At 72.0% G+C, this 26,494-nt stretch carries 25 protein-coding genes and 1 tRNA gene; 17 read left to right on the top strand and 9 right to left on the bottom strand.

The features are described 5' to 3' along the window. Positions 1–11: 11 nt before the first annotated feature. From ACFVTH_RS01520 to ACFVTH_RS01505, 4 genes are all read left to right on the top strand, one after another. The gene (locus tag ACFVTH_RS01520; RefSeq protein ID WP_386940118.1) at positions 12–1,046 is read left to right on the top strand and encodes a ribose-phosphate diphosphokinase; all 1,035 of its coding nucleotides are present in this window, start codon (positions 12–14) and stop codon (positions 1,044–1,046) included. Between the two features lie 6 nt (positions 1,047–1,052). After that, positions 1,053–2,753, top strand: coding sequence for a long-chain-fatty-acid--CoA ligase (locus ACFVTH_RS01515; RefSeq protein ID WP_387086012.1), 1,701 nt, complete (start codon positions 1,053–1,055; stop codon positions 2,751–2,753). Between the two features lie 13 nt (positions 2,754–2,766). Further along, the gene (locus ACFVTH_RS01510; protein WP_387086010.1) at positions 2,767–3,315 is read left to right on the top strand and encodes a hypothetical protein; all 549 of its coding nucleotides are present in this window, start codon (positions 2,767–2,769) and stop codon (positions 3,313–3,315) included. Positions 3,316–3,468: 153 nt separating this feature from the next. Further along, positions 3,469–4,632 (top strand): DUF998 domain-containing protein, encoded by a 1,164-nt coding sequence (locus tag ACFVTH_RS01505; protein WP_387086007.1) that lies wholly within the window; start codon positions 3,469–3,471, stop codon positions 4,630–4,632. Positions 4,633–4,653: 21 nt separating this feature from the next. Here ACFVTH_RS01505 and ACFVTH_RS01500 read toward each other — a convergent pair whose 3' ends face one another. The 4 genes from ACFVTH_RS01500 to gndA form a co-directional block, all read right to left on the bottom strand. Next, a complete protein-coding gene (locus tag ACFVTH_RS01500; RefSeq protein ID WP_387086004.1) occupies positions 4,654–5,016 on the bottom strand; it encodes a hypothetical protein in 363 nt (120 codons plus the stop codon). Further along, entirely contained in the window at positions 5,013–5,354 is a 342-nt protein-coding gene (locus ACFVTH_RS01495; RefSeq protein ID WP_387086001.1) for a DUF202 domain-containing protein, read from the bottom strand. Before ACFVTH_RS01495 ends, ACFVTH_RS01500 begins: the two co-directional genes overlap by 4 nt. Positions 5,355–5,357: 3 nt before the next feature. Beyond that, positions 5,358–5,711, bottom strand: coding sequence for a YidH family protein (locus tag ACFVTH_RS01490; protein ID WP_157424687.1), 354 nt, complete (start codon positions 5,709–5,711; stop codon positions 5,358–5,360). Between the two features lie 102 nt (positions 5,712–5,813). Continuing rightward, a complete protein-coding gene (gndA, locus tag ACFVTH_RS01485) occupies positions 5,814–7,268 on the bottom strand; it encodes an NADP-dependent phosphogluconate dehydrogenase (RefSeq protein ID WP_387085998.1) in 1,455 nt (484 codons plus the stop codon). A gap of 193 nt (positions 7,269–7,461) precedes the next feature. On the opposite strand from gndA, the gene ACFVTH_RS01480 reads away from it, so the two are divergent. From ACFVTH_RS01480 to pth, 3 genes are all read left to right on the top strand, one after another. Continuing rightward, positions 7,462–7,983 (top strand): gluconokinase, encoded by a 522-nt coding sequence (locus tag ACFVTH_RS01480; protein WP_387085995.1) that lies wholly within the window; start codon positions 7,462–7,464, stop codon positions 7,981–7,983. Positions 7,984–8,215: 232 nt separating this feature from the next. Further along, complete coding sequence (locus ACFVTH_RS01475; protein ID WP_387085992.1) at positions 8,216–8,848, top strand: 50S ribosomal protein L25/general stress protein Ctc; 633 nt, start codon at positions 8,216–8,218, stop codon at positions 8,846–8,848. A 157-nt stretch (positions 8,849–9,005) separates the two neighbouring features. Continuing rightward, on the top strand, positions 9,006–9,587 hold the full coding sequence (pth, locus tag ACFVTH_RS01470; RefSeq protein WP_387085989.1) for an aminoacyl-tRNA hydrolase: 582 nt from the start codon (positions 9,006–9,008) through the stop codon (positions 9,585–9,587). Positions 9,588–9,605: 18 nt separating this feature from the next. Here the strand turns inward: pth and ACFVTH_RS01465 are convergent, their stop codons facing one another. Further along, the gene (locus ACFVTH_RS01465; RefSeq protein WP_387085987.1) at positions 9,606–10,319 is read right to left on the bottom strand and encodes an RNase H family protein; all 714 of its coding nucleotides are present in this window, start codon (positions 10,317–10,319) and stop codon (positions 9,606–9,608) included. A 117-nt stretch (positions 10,320–10,436) separates the two neighbouring features. Between ACFVTH_RS01465 and mfd the strand changes: the two genes are divergently transcribed. Further along, complete coding sequence (gene mfd, locus ACFVTH_RS01460; protein WP_387085984.1) at positions 10,437–14,120, top strand: transcription-repair coupling factor; 3,684 nt, start codon at positions 10,437–10,439, stop codon at positions 14,118–14,120. Between the two features lie 45 nt (positions 14,121–14,165). Here mfd and ACFVTH_RS01455 read toward each other — a convergent pair whose 3' ends face one another. Both ACFVTH_RS01455 and ACFVTH_RS01450 read right to left on the bottom strand, forming a co-directional pair. Then, positions 14,166–14,492 carry a hypothetical protein gene (locus tag ACFVTH_RS01455; protein ID WP_387085981.1) on the bottom strand — a complete coding sequence of 109 codons (327 nt, stop codon included), beginning with the start codon at positions 14,490–14,492 and terminating at the stop codon, positions 14,166–14,168. 20 nt (positions 14,493–14,512) lie between these two features. Continuing rightward, on the bottom strand, positions 14,513–15,712 hold the full coding sequence (locus tag ACFVTH_RS01450; RefSeq protein WP_387085979.1) for a Na+/H+ antiporter NhaA: 1,200 nt from the start codon (positions 15,710–15,712) through the stop codon (positions 14,513–14,515). 187 nt (positions 15,713–15,899) lie between these two features. On the opposite strand from ACFVTH_RS01450, the gene ACFVTH_RS01445 reads away from it, so the two are divergent. Further along, positions 15,900–16,553: a LysE family transporter gene (locus ACFVTH_RS01445; RefSeq protein WP_387085976.1), complete on the top strand. Its 654-nt coding sequence runs from the start codon at positions 15,900–15,902 to the stop codon at positions 16,551–16,553. A gap of 49 nt (positions 16,554–16,602) precedes the next feature. Then, positions 16,603–17,301 carry a YabN family protein gene (locus ACFVTH_RS01440; RefSeq protein WP_387085973.1) on the top strand — a complete coding sequence of 233 codons (699 nt, stop codon included), beginning with the start codon at positions 16,603–16,605 and terminating at the stop codon, positions 17,299–17,301. A gap of 58 nt (positions 17,302–17,359) precedes the next feature. Here ACFVTH_RS01440 and ACFVTH_RS01435 read toward each other — a convergent pair whose 3' ends face one another. After that, positions 17,360–18,457 carry an ABC transporter permease gene (locus ACFVTH_RS01435; protein WP_387085969.1) on the bottom strand — a complete coding sequence of 366 codons (1,098 nt, stop codon included), beginning with the start codon at positions 18,455–18,457 and terminating at the stop codon, positions 17,360–17,362. Beyond that, entirely contained in the window at positions 18,454–19,374 is a 921-nt protein-coding gene (locus ACFVTH_RS01430; RefSeq protein ID WP_387085966.1) for an ABC transporter ATP-binding protein, read from the bottom strand. Before ACFVTH_RS01430 ends, ACFVTH_RS01435 begins: the two co-directional genes overlap by 4 nt. A 51-nt stretch (positions 19,375–19,425) precedes the next feature. On the opposite strand from ACFVTH_RS01430, the gene hisS reads away from it, so the two are divergent. From hisS to ACFVTH_RS01395, 7 genes are all read left to right on the top strand, one after another. Further along, entirely contained in the window at positions 19,426–20,694 is a 1,269-nt protein-coding gene (hisS, locus tag ACFVTH_RS01425; protein WP_387085964.1) for a histidine--tRNA ligase, read from the top strand. Between the two features lie 111 nt (positions 20,695–20,805). Continuing rightward, on the top strand, positions 20,806–22,086 hold the full coding sequence (eno, locus tag ACFVTH_RS01420) for a phosphopyruvate hydratase (RefSeq protein WP_387085961.1): 1,281 nt from the start codon (positions 20,806–20,808) through the stop codon (positions 22,084–22,086). A 78-nt stretch (positions 22,087–22,164) separates the two neighbouring features. Next, positions 22,165–22,995, top strand: coding sequence for a septum formation initiator family protein (locus ACFVTH_RS01415; RefSeq protein WP_387085958.1), 831 nt, complete (start codon positions 22,165–22,167; stop codon positions 22,993–22,995). Next, positions 22,992–23,513: a DUF501 domain-containing protein gene (locus tag ACFVTH_RS01410; protein WP_387085955.1), complete on the top strand. Its 522-nt coding sequence runs from the start codon at positions 22,992–22,994 to the stop codon at positions 23,511–23,513. The genes ACFVTH_RS01415 and ACFVTH_RS01410 overlap by 4 nt, the downstream gene beginning before the upstream one ends. Continuing rightward, on the top strand, positions 23,510–24,796 hold the full coding sequence (locus tag ACFVTH_RS01405) for a S8 family serine peptidase (protein WP_387085952.1): 1,287 nt from the start codon (positions 23,510–23,512) through the stop codon (positions 24,794–24,796). Before ACFVTH_RS01410 ends, ACFVTH_RS01405 begins: the two co-directional genes overlap by 4 nt. A 47-nt stretch (positions 24,797–24,843) precedes the next feature. After that, positions 24,844–26,253: an NAD(P)/FAD-dependent oxidoreductase gene (locus ACFVTH_RS01400; protein ID WP_387085949.1), complete on the top strand. Its 1,410-nt coding sequence runs from the start codon at positions 24,844–24,846 to the stop codon at positions 26,251–26,253. 73 nt (positions 26,254–26,326) lie between these two features. Next, a tRNA-Leu gene (locus ACFVTH_RS01395) sits at positions 26,327–26,400 on the top strand. Positions 26,401–26,494: the final 94 nt, after the last annotated feature.

The raw sequence follows: 26,494 nt of genomic DNA, 5'->3' as shown, positions 1-26,494 counted from the left end.
GAAGGCGAACAATGGGCCGCAAGAAGAAGGTCGTTGACCTCGACCGAGAGAACAACATCGCACCGGGCCTGCAGGCGAAGACGAAGAAGCGCCTCGTCGTCGTCTCGGGTCGCAGCGATCCCGCCCTCGCAGCGCAGGTCGCCGCCGTGCTCGGCACCGAGCTCGCGCCGACCGAGCACCGCACCTTCGCGAGCGGCGAGATCTACACCCGGTTCGAGGTGTCGGTGCGCGGCTGCGACGTGTTCGTCGTGCAGTCGTTCGGTCCGCCCGTCAACGAGTGGCTCATGGAGCTGCTCATCATGCTCGACGCGCTGAAGCGCGCCTCGGCGAAGCGGGTCACCGTCGTCGCCCCGTACTTCCCGTACTCGCGTCAAGACAAGAAGGGCCGCGGCCGCGAGCCGATCTCGGCCCGCCTCGTCGCCGACCTCCTGAAGACGGCCGGCGCCGACCGCATCATGAGCGTCGACCTGCACGCCGCGCAGATCCAGGGCTTCTTCGACGGCCCGGTCGACCACCTGTTCGCGAAGCCGGTGCTGCTGCGCCACTTCGAAGAGGGCCTCTCCGCCGACGACCGCGCGAAGCTCACCGTGGTCTCGCCCGACATGGGCCGCGTGCGCGTCGCCGACATGTGGGCCGACGACCTCGGCGCCCCGCTCGCGATCATCCACAAACGCCGCGACCCGAAGGTGGCGAACCAGGTCACCGTGCACGAGATCGTCGGCAACGTCGACGGACGCGTGTGCCTCCTCGTCGACGACATGATCGACACCGGCGGCACGATCGTGAAGGCCGCGCAGGCCCTGAAGGCGAACGGCGCCGAGAAGGTCATCGTGGCCGCGACGCACCCGATCTTCAGCGACCCCGCGACCGAGCGCCTCCAGGATCCGGCGATCGACCAGGTCGTCGTGACCGACACGGTGCCGCTGCCCGACGAGAAGCGCTGGGACGGCCTCACGATCCTGCCGATCGCGCCGCTGCTCGGCCGCGCGATCCGCGAGGTCTTCGAGGACGGCTCGGTCACGAGCATGTTCAACGGCGAGGCCTAGGCCGCGATGGCGATCACGACGCCCCGACCCTGGCTCGCGAGCTACGCGGCCGGTGTCCCCGACGACATCGACGAGCCCGAGGGTTCGCTCTACGACCTCATCCGCAGCTCGGTCGAGCAGTACCCCGAGAACGTCGCACTCGAGTTCTTCGAGCGCACGATGAGCTATCGCGAGCTCGGCGACGAGATCGAGCGGGTCGCCGAGGGGCTGCGGCTGCTCGGCGTGCAGAAGGGCGACCCCGTCGCGCTCGTGCTCCCGAACTGCCCGCAGCACATCGTCGCGTTCTACGCGGTGCTCCGGCTCGGCGCGATCGTCGTCGAGCACAACCCGCTGTACACGCCGCGCGAGCTGCGGCACCAGTTCGAGGACCACGGCGCTCGCGTCGTGATCGCCTGGGACAAGGTCGTGGAGACCATCCAGGCGTTCCCCTCGGACGTGCAGGTCGCGCACCTCGTCTCGGTCGACGTGACGCGGGCGATGCCGTTCCTCACCCGGGCGCTCCTCCGCCTGCCGATCTCGAAGGCGCGCGAGTCGCGCGCGGCGCTCACGACGAAGGTGCGCGGCACCGTGCGCTGGGAGGAGCTCACCTCCTCGGCGGCGATCGACCCGCACATCATCGCGCCGACGGTGGCCGATGTCGCGCTCATCCAGTACACGAGCGGCACCACCGGCAGCCCGAAGGGCGCGACGCTGACCCATGCGAACCTGCTCGTCAACGCGGCGCAGTCGCGGGCCTGGGTGCCCGACGTGCCACGGGGCACCGCGGTCGTGTACGCGGTGCTGCCCATGTTCCACGCCTACGGACTGACGCTCTGCCTCACCTTCGCGATGAGCATGGGCGCGCGCCTCGTGCTCTTCCCGAAGTTCGACCCCGAGCTCGTGCTGAAGGTCGTGAAGAAGTACCCCGCGACCTTCCTGCCGGCGGTGCCGCCCATCTACGACCGGCTGACGAAGGCCGCCGCCGCCGAGGGCGTCTCGCTCCAGGGCATCCAGATCGCGATCTCGGGGGCCATGCCCCTGTCTGCCGAGGTCGTCGAGCCGTGGGAGGCCGCGACCGGCGGCTACCTCGTCGAGGGCTACGGGCTCAGCGAGTGCTCGCCCGTGCTCATGGCGAACCCCGTCGCACCGAACCGCAAGGCCGGCACCGTCGGGCTGCCGCTGCCGTCGACGGAATGCCGCGTCGTCGACCCCGAGCAGCCGTCGAACGACGTCGCGCCGGGCGCCGAGGGCGAGCTCATCGTGCGCGGACCGCAGGTGTTCTCGGGCTACTGGCAGAAGCCCGAGGAGACCGAGGCGGTCTTCGTCGCCGACCCCGACGGCGGAGCGCCGTGGTTCCGCACGGGCGACATCGTCTCGATCGACGACGAGGGCTTCGTGCGCATCGTCGACCGCATCAAGGAGCTCATCATCACGGGCGGCTTCAACGTCGCGCCGAGCGAGGTGGAGGAGGCGCTTCGCTCGCACCCCGACGTCGAGGACGCCGCGGTCGTCGGCCTCCCCGACGAGCACTCGGGCGAAGAGGTCGTCGCGGTGGTGGTGCTCGCCGAGGGCGCGCAGTTCGACGAGAAGTCGATCCGCGACTTCGTGCGCGACGGCCTGACGCCGTACAAGGTGCCGAAGCGCATCCTGCCGGCCGACGACCTGCCGCGATCGCTCATCGGCAAGGTGCTGCGCCGCGAGGTGCGCAACGGCCTGCTGAACGGCTGAGCGGGGCGGCGTCGTGTCGTTCCTCTCCGACGAGAGCGCGAAGGCGCTCGCCGAGCTCGTCGCGCTCGATGCGCTCGCAGGCGGGTTCGGTGCCGACGCGGCCGCGCCCGACGACGAGACGGATGCCTCGCCGCTCGAGCGGCTCGGCGCGATCCGTTCGCTCGTCGTCGCCCTCGAAGCCGACCCGGCCGTGCTCGCCGCCGTGCGCGACGCCGTCGCCGCCGGCGTCGGCTGGGACGAGATCGCCGAGGCGGCGGGCCTCAGCGCCTCGGCGGCCAAGTACCGCTGGGCCGGCGACGACGAGACGATCGCGGCGCGCCAGGAGGCGAGCCGCAAGCGCAAGCGCGAGCGGCCCTCGAGCGTCCCGACCGAGCTGCCGGGGCTCTCGGTCGCCGAGGCGGCGGCGCGGTTCGGCGTCACGGCGCAGGCGATCTACCAGCGGGTGAACCGGGGGCTCCTGCGCGCCGAGACCGTGCAGCTCCCCGACGGGCGCAAGTACAAGCGCGTGTTCCCCGACGAACAGGCGGGCGCGGGCGGCGCCGACTCCGACCGCGTCTCCTGACCCCGTGACGAGCGCTCGCGACGCCCCGATCGCGGGTGTTGGCCGGGCGGCCCGCGTGGTGCTAGGTTGCGGCTCAAGGGCCGAGCGGCCCGATGGATGTCGGGGCACGGACGCCTGGATCGCACCGACCACGACGCGGACACGGGGAGTGCCATGTCGACGTCGATCACCAAGCTGCTTCGCCATCCCGCCGCGAACGCGCAGTCGCTCGAATCGGCCGCGCTGCTCATCGGGGCCCTGGTGTTCGTGGTCACCGGGCCGCTGTCGTGGCTGATCTACCGCGGGCAGGACCTGCCGATCTCGGGCGAGGGCTCGCTCGGGCAGATGATCGGCATCACCTCGGCCGTCGTCGCGCTCGTCGTCTTCGTGGTCGGGCGCCGGGTCGTCGCGACGCGCAGCGCCGCCGACTCCCGGCTCGCGGCCGACACCGCCCGTCACGGGCGCCTGCGCTGGTTCGACATCGCCGCGCTCGCCATCGCGCACGCGGTCATCGCCCTGCTGGGCTGGATCGGGCTCGCGACCGTGCTCAGCCTGAGCTTCGTCGACGCGGTCGTCTTCGCGGTGCCCGCCGCGGCACTCACGGCGGTGGCGACCGCGATCACCGCATACGCGGTGTTCCTCTCCTCGGTGCATCTCAGCCCGATGGTGCTCTCGCTCGTGCTCGCGGTGTTCCTCGTGGTCGGCGCGCTCGCGAGCATGCTGAGCGCCTCCGACCCGCACTGGTGGAAGAAGAACCTGAGCTCGCTCGGCATGACCGACGACCTCTCGGCGCTCGCGTTCAACCTGACGCTCATCATCGCCGGCGTCCTCGTGACGACCATCGCCCACTACGCCGTGTCGAGCGTGCCGTCGCCGACGCCCGAGGCGGCCAGGGGCCGGAGTACGGTCGCGGTGTTCCTCGCGGTGATCGGCGTGCTGCTCGCGTGCGTCGGCGTCTTCCCGGTCGACGAGTTCCTCACTGCGCACAACATCTCCGCCACGGGCATGGCGATCGTCTTCACGGTGCTCGTGCTGTCGCTCCACCGGTTCATCCCCACGACGCCGCGGGTGTTCCTGCTGCTCGGCTACGTCTATCTCGGCGTGATCGTCGTGATGGCCGTCTTCTTCATCTCGGGGTACTACAACCTCACCGCCGTGGAGCTGGTCGTCGCCGTGCTCGTGTTCAGCTGGGTGATCGTGTTCCTCCGGAACCCGGGCGAACCCGTGCCGCCGCAAGCTGCGATCGCCGACGAGCGTGCGCACGGCCTCGGCGAGGGGCCGGTCGACGACCGGGCCGTCGACGGCGCACCCGGCACCGGGAGCCCGCTGCGGAGCTGAGCGGGCCGACCGCCCGCCCGGCTAGGCCGGGACTTCGTCGGGATCGACCTGGCGCGGCGCGCTCGGCAGGAGGCCGAGGTTCGCGAGCGGCGTCGTGACGCCGCCGGCCGACACCGCGGAGCACATCCACCCGGGGCCGCCGTCGGCGAAGAGGTCGAACGCGACGCGCGAGCCGACCGCGTCGGCGTCGTAGCGATCGACGTACACCGCGCACGCCCGTGCGGCCGCCGACTGCGCCTGGCCCACGACCGAGAGCACGAGCGGCAGGACGAGCGCGGCCAGCGCGACGAGCACCGTGATGCGGAGCACCCGACGCCGACGCTCGCCGTAGACGGGGCGGTCGTCGTCGTGCCGCTCGTCGTGCTCGGGACGCTCGTCGGTCATGCGATCGCGCCCTCCACGAAGATCGAGGCGATGCCGCCCACGCTCGCGAGCAGCGTCGCGACGGCGACCCCGGCCAGCGCGCCGCGGGGCGGCGTGATCACGAGGCGCTCGCCCGAGAGCTGGCGTCGGCGGACCGTCGCGAGGGCCACCGCCGCGCCGGACGCGGCGAACAGCAGGGCGCCGACGGCCACGAGCCACGGCTCACCCGCCACGAGCCCCGAACGGAGCGAGAGCAGGGCGTTCACCGCGAGGGCGAAGGCGGTGCGGCTCCACGAGAGCGCGGTGCGTTCGGGCTGCAGGCCCGGATCACCGGTGGCCGGAATGCTGTGGGTGGTCATGGCTCAGGCCACGAGCAGCAGCACGGCGAGCACGGCGCTCGTGATGAGGCAGACCGCGGCGAGCAGGGGCAGCACCCAGCTGTACGGCAGCGGGCGGCCGTGCCGGATCGCGATCTCGTTCGCCCGCCAGCGCGTGTACGAGAGCACGCTCAGCACCGCGGCGACGACGCCCAGGCCGACCGAGAGCACGGTGACGACCAGGCGCGGGTCGAGCTCGACGGCGAACTGGTGCAGCAGCACGCCGCCGGCGAGCAGTGCGAGCGCCGTCCGGATCCACGCGAGGAAGGTGCGCTCGTTGGCGAGAGTGAAACGGTAATCGGGCTCCTCGCCCTCGTGACGCCACTTCGGCTCGGCCATGCGCACCTCCGCCATCGAGCCTAACGGGCGCGGGCCCGGTGCGGCGCTCGGCCGCACCGGGCCCGGCGCGCGTGGGTCACCGGTCGCGGCCGGTGCGGGGGATCAGTGCGACGAGGGCGTCGTCTCGATCTCGCTGCGGTCGCCCGACCACAGGGTGTGGAACACGCCCGCCTTGTCGACGCGCTTGTAGGTGTGCGCGCCGAAGAAGTCGCGCTGGCCCTGCACCAGGGCGGCGGGCAGGCGCGGTGCGCGCAGGCCGTCGTAGTAGGCGAGCGAGGAGCTGAACGCCGGGGTCGGGATGCCCGACTGCGCCGCCGCGACGACGACGCGGCGCCACGCGGCCTGCGCGCCGGTGACGGCGTCGCGGAAGTACGGCGCGACGACGAGCGCCACGAGCTCGGGGTCCTCGGCGTAGGCGTCGGCGATGCGGTTGAGGAACCGGGCGCGGATGATGCATCCGGCTCGCCAGATCTTGGCGATGTCGCCCTTCTTAACGTCCCAGCCGAACTGCTCGGCGCCCGCGATGATCTCGTCGAAGCCCTGCGAGTACGCGATGATCTTCGACGCGTAGAGCGCCTGGCGCACGTCCTCGATGAAGGCGTCGGCGTCGGCGACGGCGAACTCGCCGTCGGGGCCGGGCAGGGTCGCGGATGCCTCGCGCTGGGCGCGCTTCGACGAGAGGCTGCGGGCGAAGACGGCTTCGGCGATTCCCGAGACGGGCACACCGAGGTCGAGGGCGTTCTGCACCGTCCACGCGCCGGTGCCCTTGGCGCCGGCCTCGTCGAGGATGACGTCGACGAGCGGGAGGCCGGTCGAGGCATCCACCTGGCGGAGCACCTCCGCGGTGATCTCGATGAGGTAGCTCTCGAGCTCGCCGGTGTTCCACTCGGCGAAGATCTCGGCGATCTCGGCGGGGCTCTTGCCGGTGCCCTGGCGGATGAGGTCGTAGGCCTCGGCGATGAGCTGCATGTCGGCGTACTCGATGCCGTTGTGCACCATCTTGACGAAGTGGCCGGCGCCGTCGGTGCCGACGTGCGTGACGCACGGCTCGCCCTCGGCGACCGCCGCGATCGAGGCGAGGATCGGGCCGAGGGTCTCGTACGACTCGGCCGAGCCGCCCGGCATGATCGAGGGGCCGTTGAGCGCGCCCTCCTCGCCGCCCGAGATGCCGGTGCCGACGAAGTGGATGCCGGTGGGGGAGATCTCGGCCTCGCGGCGGATGGTGTCGTGGAAGTTCGCGTTGCCCCCGTCGACGATGATGTCGCCCGGCTCGAAGCGGCTCGACAGCTCGGAGATGACGGCGTCGGTGCCGCGGCCCGCCTGCACCATGATGATCGCGGTGCGGGGCTTCTGGAGCGAGGCCACGAAGTCGTCGTACGACTCGCTCGCGACGAAGCCGGCCTCGGGGTGCTCCTCGACGAGGGTGCGCGTGCGCTCGGGGGAGCGGTTGAACACGGCGACGGTGTTGCCTTCGCGGCTCGCCAGGTTGCGGGCGAGGTTCGAGCCCATGACCGCGAGGCCGACGACGCCGATGTTTGCTGAAGGGGTGACAGGCACGTAGCTCTCCTCGAAGAAAGGGTGGGGTCGATCCCAGCGTACTGTGAGCGCGCCTCACAGTTGCACGGTGTTGCGGTGAGCGGGCGCCGGCCGGTCGACGTGCCAGGCGCATGCGGTAGTTTCGCAGTGCCGACGCCCGGCCGGCGCGCCGTCGCCGTCCGCGTCGGCTCGCAAGCGAACTGAGGAGCATGCCATGTCGGAGGTCCTGCGGCTGCCGCTCGTCGTGATGGGCGTCTCGGGCTCGGGCAAGTCGACCGTCGGCGCCGCGCTCGCCGCGGCGTTCGGGGCGCCCTTCGTCGACGGCGACGACCTGCACCCGCCCGAGAACACGCGCAAGATGGCCGAGGGCCGGCCCCTCGACGACGAGGACCGGGCGCCCTGGCTCGACCGCATCGGCTCGCGCATCGCCGCCGAGCTCGCCGAGGGCGTCGCGATCGTCGTCGCCTGCTCGGCGCTGCGTCGCCGGTACCGCGAGCAGCTCGCGGCGCACGCCCCCGGCATCGTGTTCGTGCACCTGGCCGGCGATGCCGGGCTCATCGCCGAGCGCCAGCGCGATCGCGAGCACGAGTTCATGCCGACGAGCCTGTTCGCCTCGCAGCTCGAGGCGCTCGAGCCGCTCGGCGACGACGAGCGCGGCATCGTGCTCGACGTCGGCCGGGCCCCCGCCGACCTCGTCGAGGACGTGCGCGAGGCGCTCGGCCGCTTCCGCGCCTGAGGGGTCCCGAACGGTCGGAACGGCACCGCGGAGGAGTTCGGGTAGAATGGGCGATTGGACTTCGGCGAGGGACGCCCGTCCGCCCGTGAGAACGGTCGGCGAGGCATCCGTGATCGACGCGGTAGGAGCAGGCTCCACGGCTTTTCCTCACGCTCTGCGCAGGTTGCTGCGCGCGTTCGAGTCGAAACGACAGACACACGATCTGGGCCGTGCGCCCGCAAGGAGAATCATCATGGACGACGACAACAAGGTCATCGCAGAGGCCCGCGAGAGCTTCGGCAAGGGTGCGGCCCGCAAGATCCGTGCCGCAGGCAAGATCCCCGCGGTGGTCTACGGCCACGGCACCGAGCCGCAGCACGTCACCCTCCCGGCCCACCAGGTCGGCCTGCTCATCCGCAAGGCGAACGCCGTGCTCGACCTGCAGATCGGCGGCAAGAGCCAGCTCGCGCTCGTCAAGGACGTGCAGAAGGACCCGGTGCACCAGGTCATCGAGCACCTCGACCTCATCGTCGTGAAGAAGGGCGAGAAGGTCCAGGTCGAGGTCCCCGTGCACCTCGAGGGCGAGCCCGTCGCCGGCACCATCGCCGACCTCGACTCGCACACCCTGTCGCTCGAGGTCGAGGCGACCCACATCCCCGAGAACGTCGTCGTCTCGGTCGAGGGCCTCGAAGAGGGCACCCAGATCCACGCGAAGGACGTCGAGCTGCCCAAGGGCGCCACGCTCGTCACCGACGGCGACGCGCTCGTCGTGAACGTGCACACCCCGCAGAAGGTCGACCTGGGCGAGGAGCCCGCCGAGGCCGCCGAGGGCGAGGCCGCCGAGGGCGAGGCGACCGAGGAGGCCGCGGCCGAGTCGGCCGAGTAACCACTCAGCTTCCGCAGGGGCCTGCGGCGCCGCATCCGGGTACGCTCGGAGCGGGCCGCAGGCCCTCGTGCTGTCACCGGCACCCACACCTCGAACCTCGCGAACGGAGACGATCATCGGACTCCTCGACCGCCTGCGCCCCCGGAAGGAACCCATCGTGGCCGCGAACACCTGGCTCGTCGTCGGCCTCGGCAACCCCGGGGCGCAGTACGCGGGCAACCGCCACAACGTCGGCCAGATGGTCGCCGACGAGCTCGCCGCCCGGATCGGCGCGAGCTTCAAGAGCCACAAGACGCCCTCGCGCGTCGCCGAGGGCTTCCTCCGCCCCGGCGGCCCGAAGCTCGTCATCGCGAAGCCGAACTCGTACATGAACACCTCGGGCGGACCGGTCTCGGCGCTCGTGAAGTTCTACGGCATCGAACCCGAGCGCCTCATCGTGGTGCACGACGAGCTCGACCTGCCCTTCGACACCGTGAAGCTCAAGCAGGGCGGCGGGCACGGCGGGCACAACGGCCTGCGCGACATCTCGAAGGCACTCGGCCCCGACTACGTGCGCGTGCGCGTCGGCGTGGGCCGCCCGCCCGGCCGGCAGGACCCGGCCGACTTCGTCCTCAAGGACTTCTCGGGCACCGAGCGCCAGACCCTCGGCATCCTGCTGGGCGATGCGGCCGACGCGGTCGAGTCGATCGCCTCGGACGGCCTGCTCGCGGCGCAGCAGCGCTTCCACTCGCCCGCCTGACCGGGCGGCGGTGCGGGTTCAGATGAGCCCGCGGAGGAACTCCTCGGGCGAGAGCCCCGCGGCGCGGGCGCGCTGCACCAGCCGCTCGTGCTCCTCGGTGGAGAGCTCGACGGTGAGGGTCTGCCACGCATCGGGCGCCTCGTCGAGGTCGAAGAGCGTGGCGGGCACCTCGTCGGCGTCGCGCCCGCCGCCGCCGAGCTCGTCATCGTCATCTCTCGTGGAGGTCTCGGCGATCACTCGTTCGCCGGGCTCGTCGGCCTCGGCGACCGCCCCATCGGCCCAGCCCGGACCCGCGGGAACGGGCAGGCCGCTGCGGAAGGCCTCCGCCGCGGCACGGGCGCGCTGATCGGCGGCCTCGTTCATCGGATGGCCGACGTGGCCCTTCACCCACTCGAAGCGATAGCGGCGGCCGACGAGTTCGGCGTCGATCTCCTTCAGGATCTCGACGTTCATCACCGGCTTGCCGTCGGCCTTGCGCCACCCCTTGCGCTTCCACCCGGGCATCCACTTCGTGACCGAGTTGATGACGTACTGGCTGTCGCACTGCACGAGCAGCTCGTCGTCGAGGTGGGCGGTGGCACGGAACAGTTCGAGCACGGCGGTGAGCTCGCCGACGTTGTTGGTGCTGTGCTTCCACCCGCCGGCCGCCCAGCGGTCGTCGTCGACGTACCAGGCCCATCCGGCGGGGCCGGGGTTGCCGAGGGCCGAGCCGTCTGCGGCGGCGATGATCATGCGGGGTCCTTCCGTCGAGCCGCGCCAATCGTATCCGGCGCCGCCGACGCGGGCTCGCCGTCGGGGCACCGGGCCCGGCCCGGCGACGGTGTCGGAGGGCGCGCGTAGACTCGTCGGGTGAGTCTGCAGGGTCTGAACACGGCGCTTTCGCGCGCCTCCACGATCGACGGCGCCCTCTCCGAGGCCATGCGGAACGCCGACTTCTCGGCTCCAGCGGGTCTCGACGCGCCCCTGCTCGCCGGGCTCCTCGCCCGCCGGGTCGAGGCGGGGCTGCCGCCCGTGCTCCTCGTCATCACCGCGACGAGCCGCGAGGGCGAGGCCATGCGCGCGTCGCTCGCGCCCCACCTCCCGGCCGACGCCGAGCTCCTCGAGTTCCCCGCATGGGAGACGCTGCCGCACGAGCGCCTCTCGCCGAGCGCCGAGACCGTCGGCCGTCGGCTCCATGCCCTGCGCCGCATGCACGAGTGGTCGGCGTCGGCGGCGAGGCATCCGCTCGTGGTGGTCGCCTCGGTGCGCGCCGCGCTGCAGCCGCTCGCCGACAACCTCGCCGATCGCGCGCCCGTCGAACTCGTGCAGGGCGGCCGGGGGCACGAGCTCTCCAAGCTCGCCGTCGAGCTCGTCGACCTCGCGTATGCCCGAGTCGACATGGTCGCCCGCCGCGGCGAGTTCGCGGTGCGCGGCGGCATCCTCGACGTCTTCCCGCCGACCGCCGACCACCCGGTGCGCGTCGAGTTCTTCGGCGACGAGGTCGAGGAGCTCCGCGCGTTCTCGGTCGCCGACCAGCGTTCCCTCCCCGAACCCGTCGAACGCGTCGTGCTCTCGCCGAGCCGTGAGCTGCTGCTCACCGGGCCGGTCCGACAGCGGGCCGCCGAGATGGTGCACGAGTTCCCGAGCCTCTCGGCGATGCTCGAGAAGATCGCCGAGGGCATCCCGGTCGAGGGCATGGAGTCGCTCGCGCCCGCCCTCCTCGAGCGGCTCGTGCCGATCACGCACTACCTGCCCGAGGGCGCGGCGATCGCGGTGCTCGAGCCCGAGCGCGTCGCCGGTCGCGCCGTCAGCCTCGGCGAGACGAACCGCGAGTTCCTGTCGGCCGCGTGGATGGCCGCGACCCACGGCGCCGAGGCGCCCATCGACCTCGCCGCGGGCGACTTCCTCACCGTGCGGGCGCTGCGCGACGCCGCGATCTACAGCGCGCCGGGCGAGCCCGACCCGCGCCGCGTGTGGTGGAACTTCTCGAGCTTCGACCTCGGCGACGCCGCCGAGGTGGTCGCGGCCGCCGGGGGCGACGCCGCCGAACAGGCCGCCCAGGCCGCGCAGGCCACCCGCCGCGTCGCGGCGAACGCGATGCCGAGCTTCCAGGGCAACGTCGAGGGCGCGGTCGAGCACGTCGGCCGGCGCCTCCGCGACGGCTGGTCGCTCGTCGTCGTCTCGGCCGGGCAGGGGCTCGTCGAGCGCGCCCGCGACGTGCTCGCCGAGGCGGGTCTCGCCGCCCGCATCGTCGACGAGACGCCGAGCGAGTTCGAGGCCGGCGTCGCGTACCTCGTGCACGCCGACGCCGCCCGCGGCTTCGAGGTGCCCGAGGCGAAGCTGGGGCTCATCGCCGAGGCGGAGTTCTACGGCCGCGCCGCCGGCTACGACGCGAGGCAGGGCAAGAAGCTCGCCTCGCGGCGCCGCAACGTCGTCGACCCGCTCCAGCTCAAGGCGGGCGACTTCGTCGTGCACCAGACGCACGGCATCGGCCGGTTCGTCGAGATGGTGCAGCGCGAGGTGGCGACCGGCACCCGCCCCAAGGGGCCGAGCCGCACCGCCGGCATCCAGCAGCAGCCCACCTCGGTGCGCGAGTACCTCGTGCTCGAGTACGCGCCCTCGAAGCGCGGCCAGGCGGGCGACCGCCTCTTCGTGCCGACCGACCAGCTCGACCTGCTCTCGCGCTACGTCGGCGGCGAGGCCCCGTCGCTCTCGAAGATGGGCGGCAGCGACTGGTCGCAGGCGAAGTCGAAGGCCCGCAAGGCCGTGCGCGACATCGCCGTCGAGCTCGTCAAGCTCTACTCGGCGCGCATGGCGGCGAAGGGGCACGCCTTCGGCCCCGACACCCCGTGGCAGCACGAGCTCGAAGAGGCCTTCCCGTTCGCCGAGACGCACGACCAGCTGCAGACGATCGACGAGGTGAAGGCCGACATGGAGCGGCCCATCCCGATGGACCGCCTCCTCGCCGGCGACGTCGGCTTCGGCAAGACCGAGGTCGCGGTGCGCGCCGCCTTCAAAGCGATCCAGGACGGCAAGCAGGCCGCGATGCTCGTGCCCACCACGCTCCTCGCGAAGCAGCACCTCGAGACGTTCAGCGAGCGCTTCGCCGGCTTCCCGGTGCGGGTGCGGCCGCTCAGCCGCTTCCAGACCGACAAGGAGGTGCGCGAGACGGTCGCGGGCCTCGCCGACGGCACCGTCGACATGGTCATCGGCACCCACCGCATCCTCACCGAGAAGGTGCAGTTCAAAGACCTCGGCCTCATGATCATCGACGAGGAGCAGCGCTTCGGCGTCGAGCACAAGGACGCGCTCAAGAAGCTGAAGACCAACGTCGACATCCTGGCGATGAGCGCGACGCCGATCCCGCGCACCCTCGAGATGGCCGTCACCGGCATCCGCGAGATGTCGACCCTCGCGACCCCGCCCGAGGACCGCCACCCCATCCTCACCTTCGTGGGGCCGTACTCCGAGCAGCAGGTGGGCGCGGCGATCCGGCGCGAGATGCTCCGCGAGGGGCAGGTGTTCTTCGTGCACAACCGCGTCTCGTCGATCAACCGGGTCGCGGCCCAGCTCGCCGAGCTCGTGCCCGAGGCGCGCATCGCGGTCGCCCACGGGCAGCTCAACGAGCACGTGCTCGAGCAGATCGTGAACGACTTCTGGGAGCGCAAGTTCGACGTGCTCGTCTCGACGACGATCATCGAGACCGGCCTCGACATCTCGAACGCGAACACGATCATCATCGACAAGGCCGACAAGTACGGGCTCAGCCAGCTGCACCAGCTGCGCGGCCGGGTCGGGCGCGGCCGCGAGCGCGCGTACGCGTACTTCCTCTACGACCCGGCGAAGCCGCTCTCCGAGACGGCGCACGACCGGCTCTCGACGATCGCCGCGAACAACGAGCTCGGCGGCGGCATGCAGATCGCGCTCAAAGACCTCGAGATCCGCGGTGCGGGCAACCTGCTCGGCGCCGAGCAGGCCGGGCACATCGCGGGCGTCGGCTTCGACCTGTACCTCCGCATGATCGGCGAGGCGGTGTCGGCGTTCCGCGGCGACGTCGCCGAGGGGCAGACCGAACTGCGACTCGAGCTGCCCGTCGACGCGCACATCCCCGAGGAGTACGTCGACAGCGAGCGACTGCGCCTCGAGGCGTACCAGAAGCTCTCGGCCGCGAGCGGCCCGGCCGCGAAGGACGGCCAGATCGACACCGTGCTCGAGGAGCTCGTCGACCGCTACGGCACGCCGCCCGAGCAGGTCGCGCACCTCGTCGCCATCTCCCGGCTGCGCCGTCAGGCCCAGCTCGCGGGCCTCAGCGACCTGCTGGCGACGGGGTCGAAGCTGCGCATCGCGCCCGCGAAGATCCCCGACTCGCGCCGCGTGCGGCTCGAGCGCATGTACCAGGGTGCCAAGCACTTCGCGCAGAACGACGTGATCCTCGTGCCGTTCCCGATGCCCGGCGGCGAGATGCTGCCCGACGCCGAGCTCATCGAGTGGGTGTCGCGGCTCGTCACGAACATCTTCGAACCGAGCGACGGGGCGGTGGCGCCCGCGGTGTGACCGCGGGCGGCCGCGCCGCTGCTTGTCGGCCGGGCCGGGCCGGGCCTAGGCCTTCAGGTGGCCCCACTCGGCGAGGAACTCCTCGACGCTCATCCGATCGAGGTCGGCGCGGATCTGCCGGAGCAGCTCGTCGGCCTCCATGAGCGATCCGGCGCCGGTCCGGATGACCGGAGCCCCGGTTCCGGTGCGCACGACCACCAGTTCGGCGACGGACGGCCCGCCGAGGCTCAGGGCCTCTCCGGTGATGAGCAGCACCGTGTGCACGGCCTTGCGGATGCCGCGCAGCCGGCGCGGGCGCAGCTCGGCGCTCAGGTGCCGGCTGGCCGGTTCCGCGGCGGGTGCCCCGTCGGCACCGGAGTCATCGCCGTTCATCGAATTCCCTCCGTCGTCGTTCATCGTGAGAATGCCCCGCCCTGCCCGGCCTGCGCCCCACGTCGCCGGTAGTGCGCCGAGCGCGCGCTCACCGCGAGCGCCGAGGCGGCGATCGCGACGCCCGAGCCGAGCAGCACGGCGAGGGTGCCCTCGTCGGCGACCGCCGGCATCCCGGCGAACGCGAGCTCGTTCATGAGCAGCGACACCGTGAAGCCGATGCCGCCGAGCGTGCCGACGACGAGCAGGTCGCCGAGCGTGAGGGGAGTGCCCGATCGGCGGCGGGCGACGAGGCCGCCGATGCCGCCGGCGAGGACGATGCCGACGATCTTGCCGACCGGCAGCCCGACGACGATGCCCCAGAACGCGGGATCGAGCTCGCTCGGGCGCACCTGCGGCACCGCCACCATCGCGGCCGAGAACGCGAACAGCGGCAGGATGACGCCGTTCGACCACGGCTCGAGGGCGTGCACGGCCCGGCCGCCGGGCCGTCGCGCCATCACGAGGCCGAGCGCCACGCCGGCGATCGTCGCGTGCACGCCAGATCGGTAGACGAAGTACCACGCGAGCACCCCGAGCAGGACGAGCAGCAGCACGATGGGCCACTGCGGGCGGCGGGAGAGGATCCACGCCGAGCGCGGCTTCATGACGCGGCTGACCGCGCCGAACAGGGCGATCGCGATGCCGGCGAACCCGATCGAGGCCAGGTCGGCGTCGTTCGTGAAGAAGAACGCGATGATGAGGATGGCGATGAGGTCGTCGAGCACCGCGAGGGCGAGGAGGAACACGCGCACGCGCGTCGGGATCCAGGTGCCGAACACGGCGAGCACGCCCAGCGCGAAGGCGATGTCGGTCGCGGTGGGGATGGGCCAGCCGTCGACCGTCGGCGTGCCCGCAGTGAAGCCGACGTAGATCAGGGCGGGCACGACGACGCCGCCGACCGCGGCGATCGCGGGGAGGAGCGCCTTCGAGAGCGTGTTGAGCTCGCCGATGACGAGTTCGCGCTTGAGCTCGACGGCGACGATGAAGAAGAAGATCGCGAGCAGCCCGTCGCTGATCCAGTGGCCGACCGAGAGGTCGAGCCCGATCCACGACAGGTCGAGGTGGGCGTTCTTCGACTCGATCAGCGCCGGGCCGAGCGCCGTGTTGGCGAGCAGCAGGCCGAGTGCGGCGGCGGCGAGGAGGAGCCCCGCAGCCCATCGCTCGGAGCGGAGGAAGTTCATGGGACTCCTGTTCGGACGTCGCGTGCGCGTGCCGGCCGGGGCCGTGAGGCGACGCGGGAAGGGCGATGACGACGGTCTCCCGCCGGCCGACCAGACTTCCCGGCACTCCGGGATCGAGTCTACCGGGCGGTGTGCGCGAGCGACCGGGCCGACACGAGCGCCTCTCCGCCGCGCTTACGCTGGTCCGGTGACCCTCTCGCTCTGGGCGACGCTCCTCGCCGCGTGCTTCGTGATCAGCTTCACTCCGGGAGCGGGCGCGATCAACACGATGGGCAACTCGCTGAGCCAGGGGTTCCGCCGATCGATCTGGGGCATCCTCGGGCAGCAGGCCGCGCTCGTCGTGCACATCCTCATCGTCGCCGCGGGCGTCGGCGTCCTCGTCGCGAAGTCGCCCGTCGCCTTCGAGGTGATCCGCTACGCCGGCGCCGCCTACCTCGTCTACCTCGGCATCCGCCAGCTGCTCGCGAAGCCGCAGGCGGCCGACGAGGCCGACGCCGAGGAAGCGGATGTCTCGGCCACGTCGCCGCTCGCCGCCGCCGAGTCGCGCTGGTCGATGTTCCGCAGGGGGCTCTGGGTGAACCTCCTGAACCCGAAGGCGATCGTCTTCTTCCTCGCGTTCCTGCCGCAGTTCATCCGGCCCGACCAGCCGTTGCTGCCGCAGTACCTCGTCGTCGGCGCGACCGTCATCGTCGTCGACGTCATCGTGATGTGGGGCTTCTTCGCGCTCGCGGCGCACGGGATGCGCCGCTTCACCCGCTCGGTGCGCGGCCAGCGCATCGTGAACACGGCGTTCGGCGTGCTCTTCATCGGCGTCGGCCTGCTGCTCGCGCTCGTGCACTGAGCGCGCTCGGATCCGCGCGCGCACGGCGGCCGCCGCCTAGGCTGCCGGTATGAGCGCACCCCACCCCGGACTCGACGAGCTCGTCGCCACCGTCGCCCTGCTGCGCGCCCCCGGCGGGTGCCCCTGGGACGCCGACCAGACGCACGAGTCCCTCGTGCAGTACCTCGTCGAGGAGTGCTGGGAGCTCATCGACGCGATCGAGGCGGGCGACCGCGCCGAGATGCTCGAGGAGCTCGGCGACGTGCTCTACCAGGTGCTGTTCCACGCCGACATCGCCGCGCACACGGGCGACGAGCGCTTCGACATCGACGATGTCGCCCGGCACATGACGGCCAAGATGGTGTCGCGGCATCCCCATGTCTTCGGCGATCGCGAGGCCGAGACCGCCGACGACGTCGTCGCCTTCTGGGAGGACCTGAAGGCCGACGAGAAGCCGCATCGCACGAGCGTGCTCGACGGGGTGCCGCGCGGCATGCCGGCGCTCGCGCTCGCCCGCAAGGTGCTCGCCAAGGCCGAGAAGGCCGGCGTCACCGCACAGGATGCCCCGTGGCCGGCGGTCTCCGACGCGGCGGCCGCGACGTCGCCCGCCACGGAGCAGGAGCTCGGGCGGCAGTTGTTCGAGCTCGTCGCCTCGGCGCGCGAGCAGGGACTCGACGCCGAGCGCGCGCTCCGGGCCGCGGTGCGCGAGTTCGAGGACGAGGTGCGGCGCGCCGAGCAGCCACCTGCTTCTGCAGGAAATCTGCACTGACGTGCCCTGACAGGCCGGGATACGGCCCATTTTCCTGCACGAGCAGCACACCAGCCGATCAGGCGATGCGGCTGCCCTTCGCGAGCCGCCGAGCCGGCACCTCGGTGCGGCGCCACGCCCACGCGAGCGCGGCCGCACCGAGCAGCACATGGATCGAGAGGCCCACGAACCACGACGGCACCGAACGGTCGTAGACCTCCTGCGGGGTCTCGTAGTCGCCGGGGGCACCGTAGCCGTAGGCGCCGTACCTCTCCCAGTCGGCGCACTCGTCGTACGTCGTCTCGAGATCGGGCGCGTGCTGCGCCTGCCGCACCCCCACCGCGATCCAGCCGAAGAGGTCGCGCGGCGAGCCCTGCTCGTCGAAGGCGCCCGGCGAGGCATCCGCGACGACGACGTAGGGGTTCGCCGCGAGGAAGCCCCAGACGTAGTCCCAGCGAGGGGTCGGGTACTCCTGCACCTGGGGCGGCAGGCACGGCACCTCGCCCTCGAGGTCGCCGGGCTGCAGTCCCTCCTGGTCGAGCTGCTCGTAGTCGACCGAGATGTACGTATGGCGCACCGTCGACTGCATCGCCGAGCCCCCGAGCGCGAAGGCGATGAGCGTGCCCACCGAGAGCGCCGCGACGACGAGGTAGGTCACGACGACCGAGAACAGCGGCCGCGTGATCACGCCCGAGAGCCCCACGCCGATCGCGGCGATCACGCCGACCTCGATCGCGAGCACCAGCAGCGACACCGCGATCGTCGAGGCCGAGACCTCGCCGAGCACGACGCCGAACACGAGGAACGGCACCGAGGCGGCGAGGAACGCGAGTGCCGTGATCCACGCCGCGAGCCACTTGCCGATGACGAGCTGCGCGGTGGTCACGAGCGTGACCTGGGTCGTCGCGAGCGTGCCCGCCTCGCGCTCGCCGTTGACCGCGTTGCCCGAGAGGGCGGGGGAGACGAGGGTGCCGAGCAGCAGCACGAAGAAGACGACCGTCGAGAAGACGGCGCCGCCGCCGGTGTCCCACGCGTTCGTCGCGATCACGACGAGCACCGTCACGATCGTCACGAGCAGCACGAAGACCCCGAGCAGCACGTACCAGGCGACGCCGCGCACCCGCTGCTTCAGGTCGAGGGCGACGATGAGCCACAGGCCCTGGAAGAACCCGATCATGCGTCGTCCCCCGTCCGGTTGAGGTCGTGGAAGACGTGTTCGAGGTCGCCCACGGCCGGCGCGAACGACGAGACCGGCACGCCCGTGCCGATGAGGTGGGCGAGCAGCTGCGCCGCGTCCTGCTCGCTCGCGAGCGGTACGACGGCGCCGAACCGGTCGACGACCGCCACCTCGCCGAATCCCGCCGCGCCGAGGGCGGCGACGAGCCGCTCCGCGTCGAGCGACCGGATCCGCCAGTGCCGCGCGGTCTGACCGGCGCGCGCCACCTCCTCCGGGGCGGCGGTCGCCCCGGCGGCGAGGTAGACCGCGGAATCGGCCATCTCCTCGAGCTCGGCGAGCACGTGGCTCGACACGAGGATGGTCTTGCCCTCGCCCGCGAGCCGGCGGACGAGCTCACGGAGCTCGGCCCGCGCGGCGGGGTCGAGGCCCGAGGCCGGCTCGTCGAGCAGCAGCACCTCGGGGTCGTGCACGAGCGCGCGGGCGAGGCTCAGCCGCTGCTTCTGCCCTCGCGAGAGCACCCGCGTCGCCTGCTCGGCGAGCGGGACGAGGTCGACGAGCTCGATCAGCTGCTGCGCACGGGCGGATGCCTCGGGGACCCCCATCCCGTACATGCGGGCGCTCGTCGTGAGCGCTGCGCGCACCGAGAGCGTGGGCCACGAGCCGAGCACGTCGGGCATCCACCCCATGCGCCGGCGCACCTGGTGCGGCTCGGTGACGGGGTCGTAGCCCGCGATGCGGATCGTGCCGGCGTCGGGCGCCAGCAGGGTCGCGAGCATGAGGAGCAGCGTCGTCTTGCCCGCGCCGTTCGGGCCGATGAGCCCTGCGACGCTGCCGCGGGCGACCTCGAAGCTCGCATCACGAACCGCGTGCACCTCCCCGAACGATCGGGCGACGCCCTCGACCGTGATGCCCGCCATCGTGCCTCCTCGCGCGCGGAGTCGGCCCGCACAACTGGAAGAATGGCACGCATGGCCGCTTCCGTCACTCCTCCGCGCGGCATGCGCGACTTCCTCCCCGCCGAGAAGGCCCGCCGCGAGCACGCCCTCGGCGTGATCCGCGGGGTCTACGCGGCCCACGGCTTCGACGAGATCGAGACGCCCGTGATGGAGGACTCGAGCCGGCTGCACGCCGGGCTCGGCGGCGACAACGAGAAGCTCGCCTTCGCCGTCATGAAGCGCGGCCTCACCGCCGACGACCTCGCGCGCGCCGCGGCATCCGGCGATGCCCTCGCCCTCGCCGACCTCGGGCTGCGCTACGACCTCACGGTGCCGCTCGCGCGCTTCTACGCGACGCACCGCGCGGCGCTGCCGCCCGTGTTCCGCGCCATCCAGATCGCTCCCGTCTGGCGTGCCGAGCGCCCGCAGAAGGGCCGCTACCGCCAGTTCGTGCAGTGCGACATCGACATCATCGGCGAGGCAGGCCCGCTCGCCGAGCTCGAGCTGCTGACCGCGACCGTCGCGACGCTCGACGCGCTCGGACTTGCCGGCACGACGATCCGCCTCAACGACCGCCGCGTCCTCCAGGGCATCCTCGCGTCGTGGGGCGTGCCCGATGAGCTCCGCGAACGCGCGCTCATCACCGTCGACAAGCTCGACAAGATCGGCGTCGCCGGCGTCGCCGCCGAACTGGCCGAGACGGGCGCCGTCGGGCCCGAGGTCGACGTCGCGAGCGCGCTGGAGGGGCTCACGAGCGCCGACTGGCACCTCCACGACGGCGTCGCGCCGCCGCCCGCGTGGCTCGACCAGGCCGCCTACGCCGACCTCCTCGCGCTCCGCGCGGCCCTGCCCGACGCCGCGATCGAGTTCGACCCGACGCTCGTGCGCGGCATGGGCTACTACACGGGCACGATCTTCGAGATCGCGCACCCCGAGTTCGGCTACTCGCTCGGCGGCGGCGGCCGGTACGACGGCATGATCGGGCGATTCCTCGGCCAGGACGTGCCGGCCTGCGGCTTCTCGATCGGCTTCGAGCGCATCGTCGACCTGCTCGAGATCGCGGACGACGCGCGCCCGCGCGCGGTCGTCCTGGTCTACGACGCGGATGTCGCGCAGGCGAGCCTGCTCGCCCTGAAGGCCGAGCTCGTGGCCTCCGGCACCCGCGTGCGCCTCGAACGCCGCACGAAGAACATGCGTGCGCTGCTCGACCGCGTGACCGCCGACGGATTCGACGCCTTCGCGACGGTGGGCGCCGCGACGTCGGACGCCGCCTCCCTCGAGTTCCGCGACCTCGGCGCGTAGCGGGTCGGGGCGACGTCACGCGCAAGCGCGAGACATCCTCGACCTCTAGACTCGGGAGCGGATCACGACGGAGTCTTCCACCAGTCACCCCCATCACACGAGGAGTCCACTGTGGCATTCATCGAAGCTGTAGGCGCGCGCGAGATTCTCGATTCGCGCGGCAACCCGACGGTCGAGGTCGAGGTGCTGCTCGACGACGGCACCCTCGCTCGCGCCGCCGTGCCCTCGGGCGCCTCCACCGGTGCCTTCGAGGCCTACGAACTGCGCGACGGCGACGCCGACCGCTACCTCGGCAAGGGCGTGCAGAAGGCCGTCGACGCCGTGCTCGACGAGCTCGGCCCGGCCATCGAAGACCTCGACGCGAGCGACCAGCGCCTCGTCGACGCCGCCCTCATCGAGGCCGACGGCACCGACAACAAGAGCGCGCTGGGCGCGAACGCCATCCTCGGCGTCTCGCTCGCCGTCGCGAAGGCGGCGGCCGACTCGGCCGACCTGCCGCTGTTCCGCTACCTCGGCGGCCCGAACGCGCACGTGCTGCCCGTGCCGATGATGAACATCATCAACGGCGGCGCGCACGCCGACACCGGCGTCGACATCCAGGAGTTCATGGTGCTGCCGATCGGCGCGCCGACGTACTCCGAGGGCCTCCGCTGGGGCGTCGAGACGTACCACGCGCTGAAGAGCCTGCTGAAGTCGAAGGGGCTCTCGACGGGCCTCGGCGACGAGGGCGGCTTCGCGCCCGACTTCGCCTCGAACCGCGACGCGCTCGACTTCATCTCCGAGGCGGTGCAGAAGGCCGGCTTCACGCTCGGCACCGACATCGCGCTCGGCCTCGACGTCGCCGCGACCGAGTTCTTCGAGAACGGCGTCTACCGCTTCGAGGGCCAGGACCGCACCTCGGCCGAGATGAGCGCATACTACGCCGAGCTCGCCGCCGCGTACCCGCTGATCTCGATCGAAGACCCGCTCGCCGAGGACGACTGGGAGGGCTGGACCGCCCTCACCGCCGAGCTGGGCGGCAAGCTGCAGCTGGTCGGCGACGACCTGTTCGTCACCAACCCGAAGCGCCTCGCCGACGGCATCGGCAAGCACGCGGGCAACTCGATCCTCGTGAAGGTCAACCAGATCGGCACGCTCACCGAGACCCTCGACGCTGTGTCGCTCGCGCAGCGCTCGGGCTACACCGCGGTGCTCTCGCACCGTTCGGGCGAGACCGAGGACACGACGATCGCCGACCTCGCGGTGGCGACCAACTGCGGTCAGATCAAGACGGGCGCGCCCGCCCGCTCGGAGCGCGTCGCCAAGTACAATCAGCTTCTGAGGATCGAAGAAGAGCTCGGTGAGGCCGCGGTGTACGCCGGTCGCACGGCGTTCCCGCGCTTCACGGCGTGACAGCGTAGCTGATCAGCGACGGGGGCGGCCGGGTGGCCGCCCCCGTCGTCGTCCACCGGGCAGGCCGGAGGAGGGGCGATGAACGACGATTCCCCCCGCAACCCCCGGAGGCCGGCGAACCCCGCCGGAGCGCGCACGCCGCGTTCGCGCGCGCCGCAGGGCCAGGGGGGCGATGGCTCGGCGTCGGCCTCGCCCGCGAAGCGCGGCGCCGCCGGCTCCGCAGCGGGCGGGAAGCCCGCGAAGGCGAAGTCCTCCGGCGCGAAGGCCGCGAACGCGAACGCGAAGTCGCCGAGCACGAGGTCGTCGGGCACCGCAGCGTCGAACCCGAAGCAGCCGGGCGCGAAGCCCGCCGCCACCCGCGCACCGAAGCGCGGGCGAGCCGGTTCGGCGACGCCGCGGTCGGGGGCGCCTGCCGTGGGCGGCTCGACCGATGCCGTGCGCGCGGGGTGGCTCAGTGGCATCCGTTTCTCAGGTTTCTCGCTCATCATGCTGGGAGTGCTCGTGCTCGCGGTCGTGGTGCTCGCACCGACGATCGCGGCCTTCGCGCAGCAGCGCGCGCAGCTCGCCGAGCTGCGCGCGGCGGTCGCCGCGCAGGAGTCCGAGGTCCAGCGCCTGCGCGACGAGCGCGAGCGCTGGAACGACGAGACGTTCATCGTCACGCAGGCGCGTGAACGCCTGTACTACGTGATGCCGGGCGAGGTCAGCTACCTCGTCATCGACGACCGCAGCGAGGCCGCGAAGGCGCAGGACGCCGCCGCGGTCTCGGCCGAAGTGACCGAATCGAAGGGCGATTGGATGCGCACCCTGCTCGACTCCGTGATGACCGCGGGGCTGGCCCCCGAGGCGGGCGACCCGGCGGCGCCGGCGAACGACGCCCCGGCGACCCCCGATGCGGAGGGTGCACGATGACCCGGCCCCCGTTCGAGAGCGTGACCGAGCGCGACCTCGCGATCGTGTCGGCCCAGCTCGGCCGCCCGGCGCGCAACGTCGTCGGCATCGCGGCGAGGTGCGTCTGCGGCGCGCCCACGGTCGTCGCGACCTCCCCTCGCCTCGCCGACGGCACGCCGTTCCCGACGTTCTACTACCTCTCGCACCCGGGGGCGACGGCCGCGATGTCGTTCCTCGAGGCGGCGCAGCTCATGGTCGAGTGCACCGAGCTGCTCGCGAGCGACGACGAGGTCCGTGCCGCGTACGAGCAGGCCCACCGCGAGTACCTCGCCGATCGCGCGCTCTTCGGCGACGTGCCCGAGGTCGACGGCATCTCGGCTGGCGGCATGCCGACCCGGGTGAAGTGCCTGCATGCGCTCGCCGCGCAGTCGCTCGCGGCCGGACCGGGGCTGAACCCCATCGGCGACCTCGCCCTCGAGCGATCGAGCTGGTCGCCGAACGTCTGCCGCTGCCCCGACTACGGAGTCGACACCGAATGACCCGTCGCCCGAGCCGGCTGCTCAGGACGGCCGCGAAGTCCGCGACCGCCGCCGTCGCGGCCGCCGTGGTGCTGCTCGCGGGCGCCGCGCCGGCGCACGCCGACACGGTGCGCGACTACGAGTACTGGCTCGGCGACTACGGCTTCACGACGGCCTGGAACACCACCAAGGGGGAGGGCGTCACCGTCGCGATCATCGACACCGGCGTGAACGGCAACGTCGCGGAGCTCCGCGGCGCCGTCGTCGGCGGCACGGATGTCTCGGGCCTCGGCACGCCCGACGGGCAGACGCCCGTCGGCGACCCCGACGAGAGCGGCCACGGCACGATGGTCGCGTCGCTGCTCGCCGGGCGCGGCACGGGCGAGGGCGCCGGCGTGATCGGCGTCGCGCCCGAGGCGGAGCTGCTGACGGTGTCGGTCGCGTTCGGCCAGGACACCGGCGCCGAGAAGTCGAACGACGAGCAGATCGCCGAGGGCGTGAAGTGGGCCGTCGACAACGGCGCCGACGTCATCAACATGTCGCTCACCCGCAACACGCGCGACTGGCCCGAGAGCTGGGACGACGCGTTCCTCTACGCCTTCGAGCACGACGTCGTCGTCGTGGCCGCGGCCGGCAACCGGGGCAGCGGCACGACCGAGGTCGGCGCGCCTGCGACGATCCCGGGCGTGCTCGCGGTCGCGGGCGTCGACAAGGAGAAGAACGCGAGCCTCGACGCGAGCTCGCAGGGCATCACGCTCGGCGTCGCCGCCCCGAGCGAAGACCTGGTGGGCGTCAGGCCCGACGGCCGCGTCGTCATCTGGGACGGCACGAGCGGGGCGACCCCGCTCGTCTCGGGCCTCGTGGCGCTCGTGCGGGCGGAGTACCCCGAGCTCGACGCCGCGAACGTCATCAACCGGGTCATCCAGACCGCCGACCCGAACGGGCACGAGGTGCCGAGCCCCCTGTACGGCTATGGGCTGATCGACCCGGTGCCGGCGCTCGAGGCCGACGTCGAGTCGGTCGACGCGAATCCGCTCGGCAGCCTCGAGGAATGGATCACGCTGCACCGGCGCGCCTCGTCGACGGCACAGCCGACGGACTCGCCCGAGTCGGAGATCGTGCCGATCGCCGACCCGCCGCCGCCGGCCGACGAAGGCACGGCGACGCTGCTCCCGACACCGTGGACACTGGCCTACATCACGGTGCCGCTCTCGCTCGTCGCAGGATTTGGTACGCTAGCAGCGCTGTTGGGCATCGGCGCCACTCGGCATACCAGGCGGACTGTCCGCACTCGCGAGCAGTGATCGCACGCATCAGGCCGCATCACCAGATACTGAGGAGTCCATTCACCGTGCCCAAGATTCTCATCGTCGGCGGTGGCTATGCGGGGTTCTACACGGCGTGGAAGCTCGAGAAGTGGCTGCGCGCCGGCGAGGCCGAGGTGACGGTCGTCGACCCGCTGCCCTACATGACCTACCAGCCGTTCCTGCCCGAGGTCGCGGCGGGTTCGATCGAGGCCCGCCACGCGGTCACCTCGCAGCGTCGCCACCTGAAGAAGACCAACGTCGTCACGGCGAAGGTCACGAAGATCGACCACGCCGCCAAGACCGCGACGATCACCCCCGCGCTCGGCGAGCCGTGGGAGTTCGAGTACGACGTCGTCGTCGTGACCGGCGGCGCCGTGTCGCGCACCTTCCCGATCCCCGGCATCGCCGACAACGCGATCGGCCTGAAGACCATCGAAGAGGCCGTCGCGATCCGCGACCGCCTCGTCTCGAACTTCGATCGTGCGGCCACGCTGCCCGCCGGCCCCGAGCGCGAGCGACTGCTCACCGTCACCGTCGTCGGCGGCGGCTTCGCCGGCATCGAGGTCTTCGCCGAGCTGCGCTCCTTCGCGAGCTCGCTGCTCGAGTACTACCCGCAGCTGACCTTCGACGAGACCCACTTCCACCTCATCGAGGCGATGGGCCGCATCATGCCCGAGGTCTCGCTCGAGACGAGCCACTGGGTCATCAAGCACCTGGCTCAGCGCGGCGCCGAGATCCACCTCGACACGCAGCTCACGAGCGCGCAGGACGGCAAGATCGAGCTGTCGACGGGCGAGAGCTTCGAGTCCGACCTCATCGTCTGGACCGCCGGCGTCATGGCGAACCCGGCGATCGTGCGCACGAGCGACCTCCCCGTCGAGGAGCGCGGCCGCATCAAGACCCGCGCCGACCTCCGCGTCGGCGACGACGACGAGATCGTGGCCGACGCCTGGGCGGCCGGCGACATCTCGGCCGTGCCCGACCTGTCGGGCGGCGGCGTCGGCGGCTACTGCGTGCCGAACGCCCAGCACGCGGTGCGTCAGGGCAAGCTGCTCGCGAAGAACATCGTCGCGGTGCTCCGCGGCGAGGAGCCGAAGCAGTACTTCCACAAGAACCTCGGTGCGGTCGCCGGCCTCGGCATCGGCTCGGGCGTGTTCCAGTCGGGCAAGCTCGCGATCAAGGGCCTCCTGGCCTGGTTCGCGCACCGCGGCTACCACGGCCTCGCGATGCCCAGCTGGGAGCGCAAGTTCCGCGTGTTCTGGGGCTGGTGGAACAACTTCTGGCTCGGCCGCGACATCGTCGCGCTCGAGGCCGTGCAGAACCCGCGCGCCCAGTTCGAGCTCTTCGCGGCCCGTCCGAAGCCGCCGGCAGCCGAGGCGCCCGCGCCGGCCGCCGACGCGGCGAAGGCCGCCAAGGCCAAGCCCGCCAAGAAGGAGCCCGTCGCCGCCAAGTAGCGCACGGCCCCTCACTAAGCTGAGACGCGGCGTCGCCCTTCGGGGCGGCGCCGCGTTCGGCGTCTCCGGGCGCGCTCCCGTAGCCCAATCGGCAGAGGCAGGCGGCTTAAACCCGCTTCAGTCTGGGTTCGAGTCCCAGCGGGAGCACCTCCACGGCGGCGCTGTGCCTGAGCCCGCGCTTCAGTCTGGGTTCGAGTCCCAGCGGGAGCACCTCCACGGCGGCGCTGTGCCTGAGCCCGAG

Origin of the sequence: Agromyces sp. NPDC058104 (assembly GCF_042884835.1) — a bacterium.
In the GTDB taxonomy this organism is placed as follows: Bacteria; Actinomycetota; Actinomycetes; order Actinomycetales; family Microbacteriaceae; genus Agromyces.
Note: the sequence above shows the minus strand (reverse complement) of the source record. Positions and strands in the feature narration are given on the sequence as shown.

Bases quoted from the DNA above. Each gene is read 5' to 3' on its own strand.
- ACFVTH_RS01415 (WP_387085958.1), top strand. From the start codon at position 22,165: ATGAACGACGATTCCCCCCGCAACCCCCGGAGGCCGGCGAACCCCGCC.
- ACFVTH_RS01495 (WP_387086001.1), bottom strand. From the start codon at position 5,354: ATGACCACCCACAGCATTCCGGCCACCGGTGATCCGGGCCTGCAGCCC.
- ACFVTH_RS01520 (WP_386940118.1), top strand. From the start codon at position 12: ATGGGCCGCAAGAAGAAGGTCGTTGACCTCGACCGAGAGAACAACATC.
- ACFVTH_RS01405 (WP_387085952.1), top strand. From the start codon at position 23,510: ATGACCCGTCGCCCGAGCCGGCTGCTCAGGACGGCCGCGAAGTCCGCG.
- ACFVTH_RS01430 (WP_387085966.1), bottom strand. From the start codon at position 19,374: ATGGCGGGCATCACGGTCGAGGGCGTCGCCCGATCGTTCGGGGAGGTG.
- ACFVTH_RS01440 (WP_387085973.1), top strand. From the start codon at position 16,603: ATGAGCGCACCCCACCCCGGACTCGACGAGCTCGTCGCCACCGTCGCC.
- ACFVTH_RS01480 (WP_387085995.1), top strand. From the start codon at position 7,462: ATGTCGGAGGTCCTGCGGCTGCCGCTCGTCGTGATGGGCGTCTCGGGC.
- ACFVTH_RS01410 (WP_387085955.1), top strand. From the start codon at position 22,992: ATGACCCGGCCCCCGTTCGAGAGCGTGACCGAGCGCGACCTCGCGATC.
- ACFVTH_RS01490 (WP_157424687.1), bottom strand. From the start codon at position 5,711: ATGGCCGAGCCGAAGTGGCGTCACGAGGGCGAGGAGCCCGATTACCGT.
- ACFVTH_RS01475 (WP_387085992.1), top strand. From the start codon at position 8,216: ATGGACGACGACAACAAGGTCATCGCAGAGGCCCGCGAGAGCTTCGGC.
- ACFVTH_RS01435 (WP_387085969.1), bottom strand. From the start codon at position 18,457: ATGATCGGGTTCTTCCAGGGCCTGTGGCTCATCGTCGCCCTCGACCTG.
- ACFVTH_RS01505 (WP_387086007.1), top strand. From the start codon at position 3,469: ATGTCGACGTCGATCACCAAGCTGCTTCGCCATCCCGCCGCGAACGCG.
- ACFVTH_RS01515 (WP_387086012.1), top strand. From the start codon at position 1,053: ATGGCGATCACGACGCCCCGACCCTGGCTCGCGAGCTACGCGGCCGGT.
- ACFVTH_RS01455 (WP_387085981.1), bottom strand. From the start codon at position 14,492: ATGAACGGCGATGACTCCGGTGCCGACGGGGCACCCGCCGCGGAACCG.
- ACFVTH_RS01500 (WP_387086004.1), bottom strand. From the start codon at position 5,016: ATGACCGACGAGCGTCCCGAGCACGACGAGCGGCACGACGACGACCGC.
- ACFVTH_RS01465 (WP_387085987.1), bottom strand. From the start codon at position 10,319: ATGATCATCGCCGCCGCAGACGGCTCGGCCCTCGGCAACCCCGGCCCC.
- ACFVTH_RS01450 (WP_387085979.1), bottom strand. From the start codon at position 15,712: ATGAACTTCCTCCGCTCCGAGCGATGGGCTGCGGGGCTCCTCCTCGCC.
- hisS (WP_387085964.1), top strand. From the start codon at position 19,426: ATGGCCGCTTCCGTCACTCCTCCGCGCGGCATGCGCGACTTCCTCCCC.